Origin of the sequence: uncultured Massilia sp. (assembly GCF_913773735.1) — a bacterium.
In the GTDB taxonomy this organism is placed as follows: Bacteria; Pseudomonadota; Gammaproteobacteria; order Burkholderiales; family Burkholderiaceae_D; genus Telluria.
On sequence record NZ_CAJYEB010000001.1, the window covers coordinates 48,506 to 66,915 of the forward strand.

Consider the following 18,410-nt stretch of genomic DNA (forward strand, 5'->3'; position numbering starts at 1 on the left):
CACAAGGTCCCGGTTCGTCATCCAGCGCGGCAGCCGATCAACGCTTGCGCGGCGGCGGCAGGTCGGTGCAGACGCCTTCGTAGGCTTCCGCGGCCATGCCGATCGACTCGCCCAGGGTCGGGTGCGGGTGGATGGTCTTGCCGATGTCCACGCCGTCCGCGCCCATCTCGATCGCCAGCGCGATCTCGCCGATCATGTCGCCGGCGCTGGTGCCGACGATGGTGCCGCCGACGATGCGGTGGGTCTCGGCGTCGAACAGCAGCTTGGTGAAGCCTTCCGAGCGGCCGTTGGCCACGGCGCGGCCCGAGGCGGCCCACGGGAAGTGGCCCTTCTCGACCTTGATGCCCTTGGCCTTGGCTTCGTCCTCGGTCAGGCCGACCCATGCCACTTCCGGATCGGTGTAGGCCACCGACGGGATCACCTTGGCATCGAAGAAGGCCTTCTCGCCGTGCGCGGCTTCGGCGGCGACGTGGGCTTCATGCACGGCCTTGTGCGCCAGCATCGGCTGGCCCACCAGGTCGCCGATGGCGAAGATGTGCGGCACGTTGGTGCGCATCTGGCCGTCGACCGGGATGAAGCCGCGGTCGGTGACCGCCACGCCGGCCGCTTCCGCGCCGATCTTCTTGCCGTTCGGGCTGCGGCCCACGGCCACCAGCACCAGGTCGTAGACCTGGGCTTGCGGCGCCGGCTGGCCCGCTTCCGCGGCCTCGAACGTGACCTTGATCCCTTCCGGCAGCGCTTCCACGCCGACGGTCTTGGTCTTCAACATGATGTTGTCGAAGCGCTGGGCGTTGTACTTCTGCCAGACCTTGACGGCCTCGCGGTCGGCGCCCTGCATCAGGCCGTCCATCATCTCGACCACGTCGATGCGCGCGCCGAGCGTGGAGTACACGGTCGCCATTTCCAGGCCGATGATGCCGCCGCCGATGACCAGCATGCGCTTCGGCACCTGGCGCAGTTCCAGCGCGCCGGTCGAATCGACGATGCGCGGGTCTTCCGGCACGAACGGCAGCTTCACCACCGACGAGCCGGCGGCGATGATCGCCTTCTGGAACGCGACGACCTTCTTGCTGCCGTCCGGACCGGTCACCTCGATGTGGTTCGGGCTCAGGAACTTGCCCACACCCTGCACCACGTTGACCTTGCGCGACTTGGCCATGCCGGCCAGGCCGCCGGTCATCGTCTTGATGACCTTGTCCTTGTAGGCGCGCAGCTTGTCGATGTCGACGTCCGGCTTGGCGAACGACACGCCGATGTCGGCCATGTGCGCCGTCTCGTCCATGATGTGCGCCACGTGCAGCAGCGCCTTGGACGGGATGCAGCCCACGTTCAGGCAGACGCCGCCCAGCGTGGCGTACTTCTCGACCAGCACGGTGTTCATGCCGAGGTCCGCCGAGCGGAACGCGGCCGAGTAGCCGCCGGGACCGGCGCCCAGCACCATCATCTCGCATTCGACGTCGACCTGGCCGGCGTAGCTCGAGGCGTTCGGGGCCGGCACGGCGTTCGGCGCGGCCGCGTCGGCCTTGTGCGCCGGCGCGTACGAGTCGGTCGGGGCGGCGGCGGCGGTCGGGGCGACGGCCTGCGCGCCGATCTGGGCGGCCGGCTTGTCCGACGCGGCGGGAGCCGGTGCCGAGGCGCCCGCGCCGGCCTCGTCGAGGGTCAGCAGCAGCGAGCCTTCGCTCACCTTGTCGCCGACCTTGACCTTCAGTTCCTGCACGACGCCGGCATGGGTCGACGGGATCTCCATCGAGGCCTTGTCGGATTCGACGGTGACCAGCGACTGGTCGACCTTGATCGTGTCGCCGGGCTTGACCATCAGCTCGATGATCTCGACTTCCTTGAAATCGCCGATATTCGGGACTTTGACTTCCACGGTGCTCATCTGGTCGGCTCCTTACAGCAGCGTCTTGCGCAGGTCGGCCAGGACGTCGGCCAGGTAGGCGGCGAAGCGGGCGGCGCCGGCGCCGTCGATCACGCGGTGATCGTACGACAGGGCCAGCGGCTGCATCAGGCGCGGCTGGAAGGTCGAACCGTCCCACACCGGCTTCATCGCCGACTTGGACAGGCCCAGGATCGCGACTTCCGGCGCGTTGATGATCGGCGTGAAGTTGGTGCCGCCGATGCCGCCCAGCGACGAGATCGTGAAGGTCGCGCCCTGCATGTTGGCCGGCGACAGCTTGCCTTCGCGCGCCTGCGCGGACAGCTCGCCCATCTCGGTGGCGATCTGCGACACCGACTTCTTGTCGGCGTCCTTGATGACCGGGACCACCAGGCCGTTCGGGGTGTCGGCCGCGAAGCCGATGTTGTAGTACTGCTTCAGGATCAGCGTGCCGTTCGGCTCGTCCAGCGACGCGTTAAACGCCGGGAATTTCTTCAGCGCGGCGACCGAGGCCTTGATGACGAAGGCCAGCATGGTCAGCTTGGTCGGCGACTTGGCCTTGGCGTAGGCGGCGTTCGAATCGACGCGGAACTGTTCCAGGTCGGTGACGTCGGCTTCCTCGAAGTGCGTCACGTGCGGGATCATGACCCAGTTGCGGTGCAGGTTCGGGCCGCTGATCTTCTTGATGCGCGACAGCGGCTGCGTCTCGGTCGGACCGAACTTGCTGAAGTCGAGCGACGGCCACGGCAGCAGGTTCATGCCTGCGCCGCCGCCGGCGCCTGCCGGCGCCGCGGTCGGACCGGCCGCCAGCGCGCTCTTGACGAAGCCCTGCACGTCCTGCTGGGTGATGCGGCCCTTCTGGCCCGAACCCTTGACCTTGTTCAGGTCGACGCCCAGCTCGCGCGCGAACTTGCGCACGGACGGCGAGGCGTGGGCGGTGGCGAAGCTCGCGGCCGGCGCGGACGCGGCGGCGGCCGGTGCCGGTGCTGCCGCGGGTGCCGGAGCCGGTGCCGCAGCCGGGGCGGGAGCGGCGGCCGGAGCCGGGGCTGCCGCGGGTGCCGGCGCTGCGGCAGCCGGTGCCGGTGCGGACTCGGCGGCTGCAGGCGCGGCGGCGCCGGCGGCTTCCTCGACGGTCAGCACGAGCGAACCTTCGGCGACCTTGTCGCCGACCTTGACCTTGATTTCCTTGACGACGCCGGCGTGGCTGGAGGGGATCTCCATGCTGGCCTTGTCCGATTCCACCGTGATCAAGGACTGGTCGACCTTGATGGTGTCGCCCGGCTTGACCATCAGCTCGATGACTTCCACTTCCTTGAAGTCGCCGATATCGGGGACTTTGACTTCCACAATGCTCATAGTGTGTTGGCTCCGTATTCTTGTAGGGTGGGCACCCCGTGCCCACCGTTGCCGCCGATGACGCATGCATGGTGGGCACGGCGTGCCCACCCTACGTCGACGCGGTGGTCTATCGCATTACTGGGTCACCGGATTCGGCTTGTTCGGATCGATGCCGTACTTGGCGATGGCTTCCGCCACGGTCGATGCCGGGATCTTGCCTTCTTCCGCCAGCGACTTCAGCGCGGCGACCGTGATGTAGTAACGGTTCACCTCGAAGAACTCGCGCAGCTTGGCGCGGGAATCCGAACGGCCGAAGCCGTCGGTGCCCAGCACCTTGTAGGTGCGGCCGCTCGGGATGTAGGCGCGGATCTGCTCGGCGAACAGGCGCATGTAGTCGGTGGTGGCGACGATCGGGCCGGTCGTGTCCTTCAGCAGCTGGGTCACGTACGGCAGGCGCGCGTCTTCCGTCGGGTGCACCAGGTTCCAGCGGTCGACGTCCTGGCCGTCGCGGGCCAGCAGCGTCAGCGACGGGCACGACCACACGTCGGCGGCGACGCCCCAGTCGTTCTTCAGCAGCTCGGCGGCGAACACGGATTCGCGCAGGATGGTGCCGGAGCCCATCAGCTGGACGCGGTTGGCGGCTTCCTTGTCGCCTTCCTGGAGCAGGTACATGCCCTTCAGGATGCCTTCCTGCTGGCCTTCCTTCAGGCCCGGCTGCTCGTAGTTCTCGTTCATGATGGTGATGTAGTAGAACACATCTTCCTGCTTCTCCACCATGCGGTGCAGGCCATCCTGGATGATCACGGCGACTTCGTGCGCGTAGGTCGGGTCGTACGGGATGCAGTTCGGGACCGTCGCGGCGATGATGTGGCTGTGGCCGTCCTCGTGCTGCAGGCCTTCGCCGTTCAGCGTCGTGCGGCCGGCGGTGCCGCCCATCAGGAAGCCGCGGGCGCGGATGTCGCCGGCCAGCCAGACCAGGTCGCCCACGCGCTGCATGCCGAACATCGAGTAGAAGGTGTAGAACGGGATCATCACACGGTTGTTCGTCGAGTACGACGTCGCCGCGGCGATCCACGAGCTCATGCCGCCCGCCTCGTTGATGCCTTCCTGGAGGATCTGGCCGGCCTTGTCCTCGCGGTAGTACATGACCTGGTCCTTGTCGACCGGCTCGTACAACTGGCCCTGCTGGTTGAAGATGCCGATCTGGCGGAACAGGCCTTCCATGCCGAAGGTACGCGATTCGTCGACCAGGATCGGGACGATGCGCTGGCCCAGGCTCTGGTCCTTCAGCAGCGCCGTGATGACGCGCACGTACGATTGCGTGGTCGAGATCTCGCGGCCGGCGGCGGTCGGCTCGAGCACGGCCTTGAAGGTCTCCAGCGGCGGCACGACCAGCTTCTCGTCGGCCTGCTCGCGGCGCTGCGGCAGGTAGCCGCCGAGGGCCTTGCGGCGCTCGTGCAGGTACTTCATTTCAGGCGCGTCGTCGGACGGCTTGAAGAACGGGATCTCGGCCAGCTTGTCGTCCGGGATGGGGATGTTGAAGCGGTCGCGCATCTCGCGGATCGCCTCGTCGTCCAGCTTCTTGGTCTGGTGCGCGGTGTTGCGCGCCTCACCCGACTTGCCCATGCCGAAGCCCTTGACGGTCTTCACCAGCAGCACGGTCGGGGTGCCCTTGTTTTCCTGCGCGTTCTTGAACGCGGCGTAGATCTTGTGCGGGTCGTGGCCGCCGCGGGTCAGGCGCCAGATGTCGTCGTCGCTCATGTTGGCGACCATCTTCAGCAGCTCCGGATGCTTGCCGAAGAAGTGCTTGCGCACGTAGGCGCCGTCCTTGGCCTTGTAGTTCTGGTATTCGCCGTCGACGGTTTCCATCATCACGCGCTGCAGGATGCCGTCCTTGTCCTTGGCCAGCAGGGCGTCCCAGCCCGGGCCCCAGATGACCTTGACGACGTTCCAGCCGGCGCCGCGGAAGTCCGCTTCCAGTTCCTGGATGATCTTGCCGTTGCCGCGCACCGGACCGTCCAGGCGCTGCAGGTTGCAGTTGACGACCATGACCAGGTTGTCGAGCTTCTCGCGCGCGGCCATGCCGATCGCGCCCATCGATTCCGGCTCGTCCATCTCGCCGTCGCCGCAGAAGACCCAGACCTTGCGCTCCGCCGTGTCGGCGATGCCGCGCGCGTGCAGGTACTTCAGGAAGCGCGCCTGGTAGATCGCCATCAGCGGGCCCAGGCCCATCGAGACGGTCGGGAACTGCCAGAAGTCCGGCATCAGTTTCGGGTGCGGGTACGAGGACAGGCCCTTGCCGTCGACTTCGCGGCGGAAGTTCAGCAGCTGCTCTTCGGAGAGGCGGCCTTCGAGGAAGGCGCGCGCGTAGATGCCCGGCGAGGAGTGGCCCTGGATGTACAGCAGGTCGCCGCCATGGTTCTCGCTCGGCGCTTTCCAGAAGTGGTTGAAGCCGATGCCCAGCATGTTCGCCAGCGAGGCGAACGAGGAGATGTGGCCGCCCAGGTCGCCGTCGGCGCGGTTGGCCTTGACCACCATCGCCATCGCGTTCCAGCGCATCCACGAGCGCAGGCGCTCTTCGTATTCGAGGTTGCCGGGGCAGTGTTCTTCCAGGTGCGCCGGGATCGTGTTCACGTACGCGGTATTGCTGGAGAACGGGACGTGGGCGCCGCGGCGGCGCGCCAGGTCGACCAGGCGCTCCAGCAGGTAATGCGCGCGATCGGTGCCTTCGAATTCGATCACCGCTTCGAGCGCGTCGAGCCATTCCTTGGTCTCGAGCGTATCCGGATCGTTGGCGGCCTGGGCCGTCAACTGGTCGAGTTGAGCTGACATTGCTACGTCTCCTTGAGTTTGGTGCCCCACCCGATTCCAGAAATCGTCCGGACGTATGGTGGCGAAAAGACTATCCCTAAATAAAGCCTGTCGATTCTACCAGTGGAGCGGCCGTTTTTCAAAATACGATATTCGATTTCATAATATGAAAAATGCGCATCCGAGGCGCATGGTTGTGCGGTTCTTGCCCCTTCGACGGCATCGTCCCCGCGCGGGCGGGGACCCGCTGTCGCACGCGCTATCGCGGCGCATGCGACCCGGATCCCCGTCTTCGCGGGGACGACGGCGTAGCGACTCATCCATAAGCATACCTGCACCTTGCCCTGAACAAGCACGTCCATCAATATGCCGTCGCCCGCCCGGAAACGGCGCGCGATATCCCGGGGCGCTTATAATTTCGTTTTTGTCCAGCCCACGAGTTCCCGCCATGACCGCCCAACTGATCGACGGAGTCAAACTTTCCCAGCAACTGCGCACCGACATCGCCGCGCGCGCCGCCGCCCTCACCGCACGCGGCATCCAGCCCGGCCTGGCCGTGATCATCGTCGGCGACGACCCGGCCAGCCACGTCTACGTGCGCAACAAGGTCAAGGCCTGCGGCGACGTCGGCTTTCATTCGGTGCTGGAAAAGTACGAGGCCGCGCTCCCGGAAGCCGCCCTGCTCGAGCGCATCGCCGCGCTGAACGCCGACCCGGCGATCCACGGCATCCTGGTGCAGATGCCGCTGCCGAAGCACATCGATTCGTCGAAGGTGATCGAGGCGATCGCCACCACCAAGGACGTGGACGGCTATTCGGTGCTGTCGGCCGGCGAACTGATGAGCGGCCTGGAAGGCTTCCGTCCCTGCACCCCGTACGGCTGCATGAAGCTGATCGAGACCACCGGCGTCGACCTGCGCGGCAAGCATGCCGTCGTCATCGGCCGCAGCAATACCGTCGGCAAGCCGATGGCGCTGCTGCTCTTGCAACAGAACGCCACCGTGACCATATGCCATAGCGGTACCGCCGACCTGGGCTACCACACCCGCCAGGCCGACATCGTCGTGGCCGCCGTCGGCCGCCGCAACACGCTGACCGGCGACATGGTCAAGCCGGGCGCCATCGTGATCGACGTGGGCATCAACCGCAACGACGAGGGCAAGCTGTGCGGCGACGTCGACTTCGACAGCGTCAAGGACGTCGCGTCCCACATCACCCCGGTGCCGGGCGGCGTGGGGCCGATGACCATCACGATGCTCCTGATGAACACGCTGGAAGCCGCCGAGCGCGTCGCCAGGCGCGCCTGAGCGGGCCGCGGGGCCCGCAGCGTGACCCGAAACGGGCCGGCCCGGGTAAGATGGCGGTGAGATCGCATTTACAAGGAACGAGACCCATGACTACTATCGACGCCGGCAATCCCCTCCTCGACTTTTCGGGCCTGCCCCGTTTCGACCTGATCCGCCCCGAACACGTGACGCCCGCGATCGAGCAATTGATCGCCGAGGCGCGCAGCGTGGTGCAGGCGCTGGAAGCGCCCGCCGACGGCGTCACCTGGGACAATTTCGTGGTCCCCCTCGAGGAAGCGACCGAACGCCTCGGCCGCGCCTGGGGCGTGGTGAACCACCTGAACCACGTGATGGACACGCCCGCGCTGCGCGCCACCTACAACGAGAACCAGCCGAAGGTGACCGAGTTCTGGACCGAGCTCGGCCAGAACGAGGCACTGTTCGACAAGTACAAGCAGCTGCGCGCCAATCCCGACTTCGTGCACCTGTCGCCGGCGCGCAAGCGCATCGTCGAGAACGCCCTGCGCGACTTCCGCCTGGGCGGCGCCGAGCTGCCGGAAAAGCAGAAGGAACGCTTCGCCGAGATCCAGGAACAGCAGGCCGCCCTGTCGACCCGCTTTTCGGAGAACGTGCTGGACGCCACTAACGACTACAAGCTGCTGGTCGAGGACGAGGCCGAACTGGCCGGCCTGCCGGACGACGCCAGGGCCGCCGCCCGCGCCGCGGCCGAGCGCGACGGCAAGACCGGCTGGCAGTTCTCGCTGCACTTCCCGTCCTACTTCCCGGTGCTGCAGTTCGCCGACAGCCGCGCCCTGCGCGAGACGATCTACCGCGCCAACGCCACCAAGGCCTCCGAGATGGGCGCCGTGTTCTCGCAGGTCGAGAAGTGGGACAACACCTCGAACATCGCGCAACTGCTGCGACTGCGCGACGAGGAAGCCAAGCTGCTCGATTTCAAGAGCTTCGCCAACGTCTCGCTCGAGCCGAAGATGGCCGAGAGCCCCGAGCACGTGATCGAATTCCTGGAAGACCTGGCGCGCCGCGCCCGCCCGTACGCCGAGAAGGACCTGGCCGAGCTGCGCGCCTTCGCGAAGGACGAGCTGGGCCTGGACGAGATGCAGGCCTGGGACGTCGCCTACGCCTCGGAAAAGCTGCGCGAGAAGCGCTACGCCTTCTCGGCCCAGGAAGTGAAGGAATACTTCCCCGAGCACAAGGTCGTGGCCGGCCTGTTCGGCGTCATTGCGAAACTGTTCGACGTGACCATCGCCCCGGACGAGGCGCCGGTCTGGCATCCGGACGTGCGCTTCTTCCGCATCGAGAAACAGGGCCAGCTCATCGGCCAGTTCTACCTCGACCTGTATGCCCGCGCCGGCAAGGGCCAGGGCGCCTGGATGGACGACGCGCGCGGCCGCAGGCTGACCACGGGCGGCATCGTGCAGACGCCGATCGCCTACCTGACCTGCAACTTCACGCCGCCGGCCGAGGTCGACGGCAAGCTCCAGCCGTCGCTGTTCACGCACGACGAAGTGACCACGCTGTTCCACGAATTCGGCCACGGCCTGCACCACATGCTGACCGAGGTCGACGAGCTGTCGGTGTCCGGCATTTCCGGCGTCGAGTGGGACGCCGTGGAACTGCCGTCGCAGTTCATGGAAAACTTCTGCTGGGAGTGGGACGTCCTGCAGGGCATGACGGCGCACGTGAAGACGGGCGCGCCGCTGCCGCGCGCGCTGTACGACAAGATGCTGGCCGCGAAGAACTTCCAGTCCGGCATGCAGACGCTGCGCCAGGTCGAGTTCTCGCTGATCGACATGCACCTGCACTACGACTTCGACCCGAACAGCCAGCAGACCGTGCAGCAGCTGGTCGACGACGTGCGCAGCAAGTTCGCGGTGCTGGTCCCGCCCTCGTTCAACCGCTTCCAGCATTCGTTCGGCCACATCTTCGCCGGCGGCTACGCGGCGGGCTACTACAGCTACAAGTGGGCGGAAGTGCTGTCGGCCGACGCCTATGCGGCGTTCGAGGAAGCGGTCGAAGCCGGCGGCGGCGCGCTGGACGAGACGGGCAAGCGCTTCCACCGCGAGATCCTGTCGGTGGGCGGCTCGCGCCCGGCCCTAGAATCGTTCAGGGCCTTCCGCGGCCGCGAACCGCAGATCGACGCGCTGCTGCGCCACAACGGCATGCAGGCCTGATACCAGCCAGACAAGGCCCCGGGCCGGCCGCGCGGCCGGCCCGGGGCCCGACGATGGACCCGCCATGACCCGCATCGATTTCCATACCAATATCCCCGACAAGCTCGGCTACGCCTGCCGTCTGGCGCGCAAGGCCTATGCGGCGCGCGCCAAGGTGGTGCTGCTGGCCGACGGCCCGGCCCAGGCCGCGCAGCTGAACGAGGCGCTGTGGACGCTGTCCGGCACCGACTTCATCCCGCACGTGATGGCCGGCGACCCGCTGGCGCCGGAAACGCCGGTGATCGTCACCTTCGACGAGGCCGCCGCACTGCCGCACCGCGACATGCTGGTCAACCTGACGCGCCGCACGCCGGCCGGCTTCGACAGCTTCGCGCGCGTGTTCGAGATCATCTCCACCGACGAGGAGGACGCCGCCGCCGGGCGCGCGCGCTACGTCGCCTACAAGCGCCAGCAGTATCCGCTGACGCACTTCGTGGCGGGGCAATCGTGAGCGACGCGCGCGCCTTCGACGAAAGCATCCCGGTCCTGACCGAGGTGGTGCAGGACCCGGCGCCGGTGCAAGCGATTCCGTCGGTCGCCGCGGTCGCGGCGTCCCTGCAGGCCGACGATATTCCGGTGCTGGCGCCGGAGGATGCGATCGTGGTGGGGGCGCCGCAGCCCGAGCCGCTGCGCGAGCCGGCGCCCGAGCCGGCACCGACGCCGGCCGCCCGCATCGGCGCCCTCGACGACGACGCCTGGCGCGCGCTGGAGGAGCGCCTGGTCGCGCGCGTGCTCGACCGCCTGCAGGACCGCGTGGAACTGGTGCTGGAAGACCAGGTACGCAGCAGCATGGCGCCGGTGATCGACCACGTGGTCGCGCGCCTGGCCGCCGACCTGCGCGACGGGCTGCGCCAGACCGTCGAACAGGTGGTCGAACGCGCCGTCGCGCAGGAACTGGCGCACTTGAAATCGCGTACCTGAATTGCGTATCCGAGGTGACCTCCCTGAAGTCACTTCCCTGAAGTCACTTCCCTGAAGTGACGTCCCTGGATGCGCGCACCGGCCGGCGTCATGCCGGTCCCGCGCGCGGGCCATTGCGGGGCGGCGGCGCACCCCGTCCGTGCAGCGCGACGCCGCCCGCAGCTTTCTCTTTCCCGAGGCTTTGCCAAGCCGGCAAATTGCTGTAACTTTGCCTTGCGCAACTACGTTACGGCCGCAGCCAGCACGCCGTGTCCACCATCCTTGGAGAGAATTCGATGCAGCTCACCACCAGACTCGTTCCCATCGCCGTCGCCCTCGCCTGCGCCCTCCCGGCCGGCGCGCAGCAGGTCGTCAAGATCGGCCACGTGGCGCCGATCTCCGGCCCCAGCGCCCACCTCGGCAAGGACATGGAAAACGCCGCGCGCATGGCGATCGACGAACTGAGCGCCAAGGGTTTTGCGATCAACGGCCAGAAGGTCACGCTGCAGCTGGTGGCCGAGGACGACGGCGCCGATCCCAAGCAGGGCACGGCGGTGGCGCAGAAGCTGGTCGACGCCCACGTCAACGGCGTGATCGGCCACCTGAACTCGGGCACCTCGGTGCCGGCGTCGAAGATCTACCACGACGCCGGCATCGTGCAGATCTCGCCGGCGACGACGTCGCCCCGCTACACGCGCCAGGGCTTCCCCGGCGCCTTCCGCACCGTCGCCAGCGACGCCAAGCTGGGCGGCACGCTGAGCAAGTACGCGATCGAGACGCTCAAGGTCAGGAACATCGCCGTCATCGACGACCGCAGCACCTACGGCCAGGGCGTGGCCGACGAATTCGTGAAAGGCACGAAGAAGCCCGGCATCAAGGTCGTCGCGCGCGAATTCACCAGCCCCACCGCGACCGACTACACCGCCATCCTTACCGCGATCAAGGCCAGGAAGCCGGACCTGATCTTCTTCGGCGGCATGGATTCCGTGGCCGGCCCCATGCTCAAGCAGATCAAGGCGCTGGGCATCAACGTGTTCTTCATGGGCGGCGACGGCATGTGCACGAATTCGCTGGCACGCCTGGCCGGCGACGGCCTGGTCGACGGCAAGGTGGTCTGCGCCGAAGCCGGCGGCGTGCAGGGTCCGCAGGAAAAGGGGATGGACGACTTCCGCGCCCGCTACAAGAAGAAGTTCAACATGGACGTGCAGCTGTACGCGCCCTACGTCTACGACTCGGTGATGGTGATGGCCACCGCCATGCAGAACGCGAAATCCGCCGATCCGGCCAGGTACCTGCCGGCGCTGAAGGCCATCAAGTACGAGGGCGTGACCGGCACCATCCAGTTCGATCAGTACGGCGACATCAAGGACGGCGCGCTGACGCTGTTCACCTACAAGGGCGGCCAGCGGAACAAGCTGGACGTGATCCGCTGACCGGCGTTGCCATTGGCAGGGGCGCCGTCAGGCCGTCCCGCGCTGGAATTCCCCGTGCAGCCGGCGTGCGGCCGGCGAATCGAACAGGGCGGCGAGCCGCGCCCGCGCCGTCATCCGGCGGAACGCCCCGCGCTGCGCCGGATCGCCGGCGTCGTGCATCGTCTCCGTCATCCATGCGCTGAACTCCTGGTAGCGCCAGATGCGCGGCAGGACCGTCTCCGAGTAGGCGTCCAGCGCACGCGTATCCCCCTCGCGCACGGCCGCCACCAGGGCCTGCCCCAGCACATCGACGTCGTACAGCGCCAGGTTCATTCCCTTGGCGCCCGTCGGCGGAACGAGGTGGGCGGCGTCGCCGGCAAGGAACAGCCGGCGGTGCTGCATCGGCGCATGCACGACACTGCGCAGGGGGATGACCTCCTTGTCGTGGACCACGACATTGGCGATCGCCGCATCGCCCATGCGCAGGCGGATCTCGTCCCACAGGCGTTGGTCCGGCCAGTCCTGCGCCGTGTCGCTGAGCGCGCACTGCAGGTAGTAGCGGCTGCGCTGCAGACCGCGCGGGAGCTGCGCCACGAAGCCGCGGTCGCTGACGCCCATGACCGGATGACCGGCGACGGGCGCCTCGACCAGGGCGGCGAGCCAGGCGTAGCCGAATTCGTGGCTGGTCTTCGCCAGCACGCCGTGCGGGATCGCGGCGCGGCTGACGCCGCGGTTACCGTCGCAGCCGACCACGTAGTCGCAATCGAGCGCATGCGCGCCGCCGGCGTCGGTGTAGAGGACCTGCGCCCGGCCCTCGCCGTCGTTGCGGATGACGACGTCCGCGACACCGAAGCGGACGTCGCCCGCGCGCGCGTCGACCAGTTCGCGCAACAGGTTGTTGACGAGCATCTGCTGGGTGCAGAAGCGGCCCGGGCTGCCGTCCTCGGCGGCCATCTCGAGGATGTGGCTGGCGCCGTCGATGCGGTAGTCGATCGACTGCGCGACCGGGCCGCCCAGCAGCCGTTCGGCCAGCCCCCAGCGTTCGAACATGCGCACGCCGCGTGCCTCGACGACGCCGGCGCGCTGGCGCATCTCGACGTAGGCGCGTTCGCGCCGTTCCAGCACGACGCAGGCCACGCCGGACAGGTGCAGGAAGGTGGCGAGCGCCAGTCCCGACACGCCGCCGCCGACGATCGCGACGCGCGTGTCTTCGCGGGATGGATTCATGGTGTTTCCTTTCGCTTCAGGTTGATTTCCAGGAGCGAAAAGAATATAAGTATTTATTTACATTCGATAGTCACATTCCGGACCGGAGGCCGACGGATGCCGCGCAAGCTCGATATCTCCTTGAAAAAGCAGCCGAAACAGGCACGCGCGATCGCCACGGTCGATGCCATCGTCGAAGCGGCCACTTACATTCTGAAGCGGCACGGGGCCGCGGGATTCACCGCCAACAAGGTGGCGGACAAGGCGGGCGTGAACATCGCGTCCTTCTACCAGTACTTTCCGAACAAGGAGGCGCTGCTGTTCCACGTCGCCACGCTGACCTGGGACCGGCAGCTCGCGCAACTGGCGCCCGTCCTCGCGCGCGGCGGCCAGGACCACGCGGCCAAGCTCAGGGAGTTCATCCGCATGTTCTTCGCGGTCGAGGCGGCCGAGGCCGACCTGCGCCGGGCGCTAAGGATCGCCGCCGTCGAACTGAAGGATACGGCGCAATTCCGGGAACTGATGGACGAGGGCGCGGCGCTCACCCGGACGTTCATCGAAGACGCGCTGCGGGAACGCGCGCCGGGCGATCTCTCCTTCGACGTCCGCTTCATCGTGCTGCTGACGACGAGTTTTGCGGAGAGGACGACGGACGAGGGTACGTCGGACGCCGAGTTGATGCGCCAGGCCGACCTGCTGGCGGACATGCTGATCGGTCATTACGGCATTGCGTAGAGCGCGTCCCGCCCGCGCAAACGAACAGCGCGCCTCGCGATCGCGACGGCGCGCCGTTTCAGGGACTGCCGGCCGGCCGCTTGGACGCGGCCATCTTCATTTCTGCGCCAGCACCCACTTGACCAGGCTGCGGGCCTCGGCTTCGCTCACCTGCGGGTTGGCCGGCATCGGCACCGGACCCCAGGTGCCCGAACCGCCCTTCATGACCTTCTGGACCAGCTTGTCCTCGGCGCCCTTCTGGCCCGCGTACTTCGCCGCCACGTCCTTGTAGGCCGGACCGACCACCTTGTTGGCGACAGCGTGGCAAGCCATGCAGTTCTTCGACTTGGCGAGATCGGCTTGCGCGAATGCGCTGCCCGAGACCAGGGCGGAAGCTGCGACGAACAACATCAGGGACCGTTTCATCATTTTCTCCAGTGAAAGTGTTACGACAGAGATTCTAGCGCCTTTCCGCGCATGAAAGACCCCTGACAATACTCGGTAACGCCTGATACATCTTTTAGTTGACTCGAGAGTAAATTAGTGTTGCCAAGCAACACATTTTCACCGGCAAATGCGCTAAGATGGGCCGCAGACAAGGAAGTCCCATGCCCCTCATCCTCCTCATCGCCGCCCTAAGCATCCTGCGCTTCTTCGAAATCTGGCACTTCGCCCTCCTGTCGTGGTGGTGGATCGTCGGCCTGATGGCGGTCGCCTTCATCTGGTTCGAATTCATCGAAAAGATGCTGGGCCTCGACAAGCGCAAGGCCCACGACGTCGACGAAAAGCGCCGCCAGGAGCGCGTCAAGCAAAGCTTCACCAAACGTAAATAACCATCAAACCGGGGTCAGAGCCCGATTTCGGGCAATTTCCAAAAACCGGGCTCTGACCCCGGCTCTGACCCCGGTTTGGGGTTGATCAACGTTTCAGTTGGGACAGGTCGCGCACTGCGCCGCGGTCGGCGGAGGTCGTCAGGGCGGCGTAGGCCTGCAACGCTTGCGAGACATAGCGTTCGCGGTCGACCGGTTGCCAGGCCGCGTCGCCGCGGTCTTCCATGGCGGCGCGGCGGTGCGCCAGGTCTTCGGCGCTCACGCGCAGGTTGATCGTGCGCGCCGGGATGTCGATGTCGATCATGTCGCCCTCTTCCACCAGGCCGATCGCGCCGCCTTCCGCCGCTTCCGGCGAGGCGTGGCCGATCACCAGGCCCGACGAACCGCCCGAGAACCTGCCGTCCGTGAACAGCGCGCAGGCCTTGCCCAGCCCCTTCGACTTGATGTACGAGGTCGGGTACAGCATCTCCTGCATGCCCGGCCCGCCCTTCGGCCCCTCGTAGCGGATGATGACGACGTCGCCCGCGTGCACGGTGTCGCCCAGGATGCCCTCGACGGCCGCGTCCTGGCTCTCGAACACGCGCGCGCGCCCGGAGAACGTCAGGATGCTCTCGTCGACGCCCGCCGTCTTCACGATGCAGCCCTTCTCGGCGATGTTCCCGTACAGGACCGCCAGGCCGCCGTCCTGCGAGTAGGCGTGCGCGCGGTCGCGGATGCAGCCGGTCGTGCGATCCAGGTCCGCCGTGGCGTAGCGCTCGGACTGCGAGAACGCCACCTGGGTCGGCACGCCGCCCGGCGCCGCGCGGAACAGCTGGTGCACCGCCGGGTCGTCGCTCGCGCGGATATCGTATTTCTCGATCGCCTCGGCGATCGAGGCGCTGTGCACCGTCGGCAGCGAGGTGTCGAGCAGGCCGGCGCGCGCCAGCTCGCCCAGGATCGCGACGATGCCGCCGGCGCGGTGCACGTCCTCGATGTGGTACTTGTCGGTCATCGGCGCGACCTTGCACAGGCAGGGCACGTGGCGCGAGATGCGGTCGATGTCGGCCATCGTGAAGGCCACGCCCGCCTCGTGCGCGGCGGCCAGCAGGTGCAGCACGGTGTTGGTGGAGCCGCCCATCGACACGTCCAGCGCCATCGCGTTCTCGAACGCCGCCTTGGTGGCGATGCTGCGCGGGAGGACCGAATCATCGTCCTGCTCGTAGTGGCGCTTGGCGATCTCGACGATCAGGCGGCCGGCGCGCAGGAACAGTTCCTTGCGGTCGGCGTGGGTGGCGACGATGGTGCCGTTGCCGGGCAAGGACAGGCCCAGCGCCTCGGTCAGGCAGTTCATCGAGTTGGCCGTGAACATGCCGGAACAGGAACCGCAGGTCGGACAGGCGGAGCGCTCGACTTCCGCCACGTCGGCGTCGGAGATGCGCGCGTCGCCGGCCTGGATCATCGCGTCGACCAGGTCCAGCTTGATGATCTTCTGCTTGTTGTCGACGACCTTCAGCACCTTGCCCGCCTCCATCGGGCCGCCCGACACGAACACGACCGGGATGTTCAGGCGCATCGCGGCCATCAGCATGCCCGGGGTGATCTTGTCGCAGTTCGAGATGCAGACCATCGCATCGGCGCAGTGGGCGTTCACCATGTACTCGACCGAATCGGCGATCAGGTCGCGCGACGGCAGCGAGTACAGCATGCCGCCGTGGCCCATCGCGATGCCGTCGTCGACGGCGATGGTATTGAATTCCTTGGCCACGCCGCCGGCCGCCTCGATCTCGCGCGCGACCAGCTGGCCCAGGTCCTTCAGGTGCACGTGGCCCGGCACGAACTGGGTGAAGGAATTGACGACCGCGATGATCGGTTTCTCGAAGTCGCCATCCTTCATGCCGGTGGCGCGCCACAGGGCGCGCGCGCCGGCCATGTTGCGGCCCTGGGTGGTGGTTCGGGAACGGTAGGTCGGCATGGTCGTCTCCTGCATGGTGCGAATGGGGGGAGCAACAGGGTGACGCCTGTTTGATGAGTTGTCCAATATATGATTCAATGTCCTGTAATACATTAGACATATCACAGGAACGAGCATGGTCGAACTGCGCCAGCTGCGCTATTTCGTCACCGTCGCCGAGGAGCTGCACTTCGGCCGCGCGGCCGCGCGCCTGCACATGACGCAGCCGCCGCTGTCGCAGGCGATCGCCGCGCTGGAAGACCTGCTGGGCGCGCCGCTGTTCGCGCGCAACCGCCGCAGCGTGGCCCTGGCGCCGGCCGGCGCCGCGCTGCTGCCCGAGGCGCGGCGGCTGCTGGCGGAAGCCGCCGGCCTGCCCGACCTGGCGCGGCGCGCGGCCGGCGGCGAGGCCGGCAGGCTGTCGCTGGCCTTCATCACCTCGGCCGACTACAGCATCCTGCCGCCGCTGCTGCGCCGCTACAGCGAACGCTACCCGGCCGTGCACCTGACGCTGCAAGAAGCCACGTCCGACGTGCAGGTCGAGGAACTGCTGCGCGGCGGACGCATCGACGCCGGCTTCCTGATCCCGCCGCTGCCGGACAAGGCGCTCGTCGAACTCGACTACATGAAGGCGCTGGACGAGCCGTTGATCCTGTGCGCGCCGGGCGGCCTGGCGCTGCCCCGGGACGGCGGCCCGGTGCGCCTGCAGGACCTGCCGCGCCTGCCCCTGATCATCTTCCCGCGCGAGGTCTCGCCGGCGCTGCACGACGCCATCCTGTCGTGCTTCCGCGCCGCCGGCATCACGCCGGCGATCGGCCAGCAGGCGATCCAGATGCAGACCATCGTCAGCCTGGTGTCGGCGGGCATGGGGATGGCACTTGTGCCACAATCGGTCTGCAACCTGATGCGTCCGGGCGTAGAATACCGTGCCCTCGCGGACCCGACTCCAATGGTCGAGACCGGCATCGCCTGGCGGCGCGACAATGCCTCGCCGGTACTGCAAGGCTTTCTGGAACTACTGAGGAATACTTAATATGCTCGTTCACCCGCAACCGAACCCGATCGCGTTCAGCATCGGCCCCGTGGACATCCACTGGTACGGGATCATGTACGTCCTGGCCTTCGCGCTGTTCGTGATCCTGGGCCGCGTGCGCATCCGCACCCAGCCCCACGTGGCGGCCCAGGGCTGGCGCAACGAAGACCTGGACGACATGCTGTTCTACGGGATGCTGGGCGTGGTGATCGGCGGCCGCCTGGGCGAAGTCCTGTTCTACAGGCCCGACTACTATTTCTCGCATCCGGCCGAGATCCTCATGACCTGGCACGGCGGCATGTCCTACCACGGCGGCTTCATCGGCGTGCTGATCGCGATGGCGCTGTGGGCCCGCAAGCGCGGCCGCAACCTGCTCGACGTGTACGACTTCATCGCCCCGATGGTCCCCATCGGCTATGCCTGCGGGCGCCTGGGCAACTTCATCAACGCCGAGCTGCCGGGCCGCCTGGCCAGCCCCGACCTGCCCTGGGCCATGCTGTGGCCGGGCGTCGAGGGCCTGCGCCATCCGTCGCCGCTGTACCAGATGCTGGTCGACGGGCTGCTGTGCTTCGTCATCGTCTGGCTGTTCGCGCGCAAGCCGCGCCCGCGCCTGGCGGTGGGCGCGCTGTACACGCTGCTGTACGGCTGCGCGCGCTTCTTCACCGAATACTTCCGCGTGCCGGACTGGGAGACCCACGTGCTGGGGATGCCGATCACGTCGGGCCAGGTGCTGTCGCTGCCGATGATCGTGGCGGGGCTGGTCATGCTCGGGTGGGCGTATTCGGGCGGGAACAAGCGGGCAGTTCACGCTTGATCGAGGCGCGAACGTCTCTTGAACGCGTGG

The 18,410-nt window shown here is 67.2% G+C and carries 15 protein-coding genes; 9 read left to right on the forward strand and 6 right to left on the reverse strand.

The annotated features are described in order from the left end of the window. Window positions 1-37 precede the first annotated feature (37 nt). From lpdA to aceE, 3 genes are all read right to left on the reverse strand, one after another. Window positions 38-1,882, reverse strand: coding sequence for a dihydrolipoyl dehydrogenase (lpdA, locus tag QZ749_RS00215; protein WP_296942042.1), 1,845 nt, complete (start codon window positions 1,880-1,882; stop codon window positions 38-40). A 12-nt stretch (window positions 1,883-1,894) separates the two neighbouring features. Next, a complete protein-coding gene (aceF, locus tag QZ749_RS00220; protein WP_296942044.1) occupies window positions 1,895-3,235 on the reverse strand; it encodes a dihydrolipoyllysine-residue acetyltransferase in 1,341 nt (446 codons plus the stop codon). A 117-nt stretch (window positions 3,236-3,352) separates the two neighbouring features. Further along, window positions 3,353-6,049, reverse strand: a complete 2,697-nt coding sequence (aceE, locus tag QZ749_RS00225; protein WP_296942046.1) for a pyruvate dehydrogenase (acetyl-transferring), homodimeric type — start codon at window positions 6,047-6,049, stop codon at window positions 3,353-3,355. A 427-nt stretch (window positions 6,050-6,476) separates the two neighbouring features. Between aceE and folD the strand changes: the two genes are divergently transcribed. The 5 genes from folD (at window position 6,477) to QZ749_RS00250 (ending at window position 11,877) form a co-directional block, all read left to right on the forward strand. Next, window positions 6,477-7,334, forward strand: a complete 858-nt coding sequence (gene folD, locus QZ749_RS00230) for a bifunctional methylenetetrahydrofolate dehydrogenase/methenyltetrahydrofolate cyclohydrolase FolD (RefSeq protein WP_296942048.1) — start codon at window positions 6,477-6,479, stop codon at window positions 7,332-7,334. 86 nt (window positions 7,335-7,420) lie between these two features. Beyond that, complete coding sequence (locus QZ749_RS00235) at window positions 7,421-9,505, forward strand: M3 family metallopeptidase (RefSeq protein WP_296942050.1); 2,085 nt, start codon at window positions 7,421-7,423, stop codon at window positions 9,503-9,505. A 64-nt stretch (window positions 9,506-9,569) separates the two neighbouring features. After that, window positions 9,570-9,995 (forward strand): DNA polymerase III subunit chi, encoded by a 426-nt coding sequence (locus QZ749_RS00240; RefSeq protein WP_296942052.1) that lies wholly within the window; start codon window positions 9,570-9,572, stop codon window positions 9,993-9,995. Further along, window positions 9,992-10,465 (forward strand): hypothetical protein, encoded by a 474-nt coding sequence (locus QZ749_RS00245; RefSeq protein WP_296942055.1) that lies wholly within the window; start codon window positions 9,992-9,994, stop codon window positions 10,463-10,465. The genes QZ749_RS00240 and QZ749_RS00245 overlap by 4 nt, the downstream gene beginning before the upstream one ends. Window positions 10,466-10,740: 275 nt before the next feature. Beyond that, complete coding sequence (locus QZ749_RS00250) at window positions 10,741-11,877, forward strand: branched-chain amino acid ABC transporter substrate-binding protein (protein WP_296942057.1); 1,137 nt, start codon at window positions 10,741-10,743, stop codon at window positions 11,875-11,877. A gap of 27 nt (window positions 11,878-11,904) precedes the next feature. Here QZ749_RS00250 and QZ749_RS00255 read toward each other — a convergent pair whose 3' ends face one another. Beyond that, entirely contained in the window at window positions 11,905-13,083 is a 1,179-nt protein-coding gene (locus QZ749_RS00255) for a 4-hydroxybenzoate 3-monooxygenase (RefSeq protein ID WP_296942059.1), read from the reverse strand. Between the two features lie 96 nt (window positions 13,084-13,179). On the opposite strand from QZ749_RS00255, the gene QZ749_RS00260 reads away from it, so the two are divergent. Then, entirely contained in the window at window positions 13,180-13,797 is a 618-nt protein-coding gene (locus tag QZ749_RS00260; protein WP_296942061.1) for a TetR/AcrR family transcriptional regulator, read from the forward strand. Between the two features lie 96 nt (window positions 13,798-13,893). Here QZ749_RS00260 and QZ749_RS00265 read toward each other — a convergent pair whose 3' ends face one another. After that, window positions 13,894-14,202: a c-type cytochrome gene (locus tag QZ749_RS00265; protein ID WP_296942102.1), complete on the reverse strand. Its 309-nt coding sequence runs from the start codon at window positions 14,200-14,202 to the stop codon at window positions 13,894-13,896. 182 nt (window positions 14,203-14,384) lie between these two features. On the opposite strand from QZ749_RS00265, the gene QZ749_RS00270 reads away from it, so the two are divergent. Then, complete coding sequence (locus tag QZ749_RS00270) at window positions 14,385-14,609, forward strand: TIGR04438 family Trp-rich protein (protein ID WP_296942063.1); 225 nt, start codon at window positions 14,385-14,387, stop codon at window positions 14,607-14,609. Window positions 14,610-14,694: 85 nt separating this feature from the next. On the opposite strand, the gene ilvD is transcribed toward QZ749_RS00270, so the two are convergent. Further along, window positions 14,695-16,557: a dihydroxy-acid dehydratase gene (ilvD, locus tag QZ749_RS00275; protein ID WP_296942064.1), complete on the reverse strand. Its 1,863-nt coding sequence runs from the start codon at window positions 16,555-16,557 to the stop codon at window positions 14,695-14,697. A gap of 115 nt (window positions 16,558-16,672) precedes the next feature. Here ilvD and QZ749_RS00280 point away from each other — a divergent pair, with 115 nt between their 5' ends. Together QZ749_RS00280 and lgt are read left to right on the forward strand one after the other, a co-directional pair. Then, the gene (locus tag QZ749_RS00280) at window positions 16,673-17,566 is read left to right on the forward strand and encodes a LysR family transcriptional regulator (protein WP_296942066.1); all 894 of its coding nucleotides are present in this window, start codon (window positions 16,673-16,675) and stop codon (window positions 17,564-17,566) included. Between the two features lies 1 nt (window position 17,567). Next, entirely contained in the window at window positions 17,568-18,380 is an 813-nt protein-coding gene (gene lgt / locus QZ749_RS00285) for a prolipoprotein diacylglyceryl transferase (RefSeq protein ID WP_296942067.1), read from the forward strand. Window positions 18,381-18,410 lie beyond the last annotated feature (30 nt).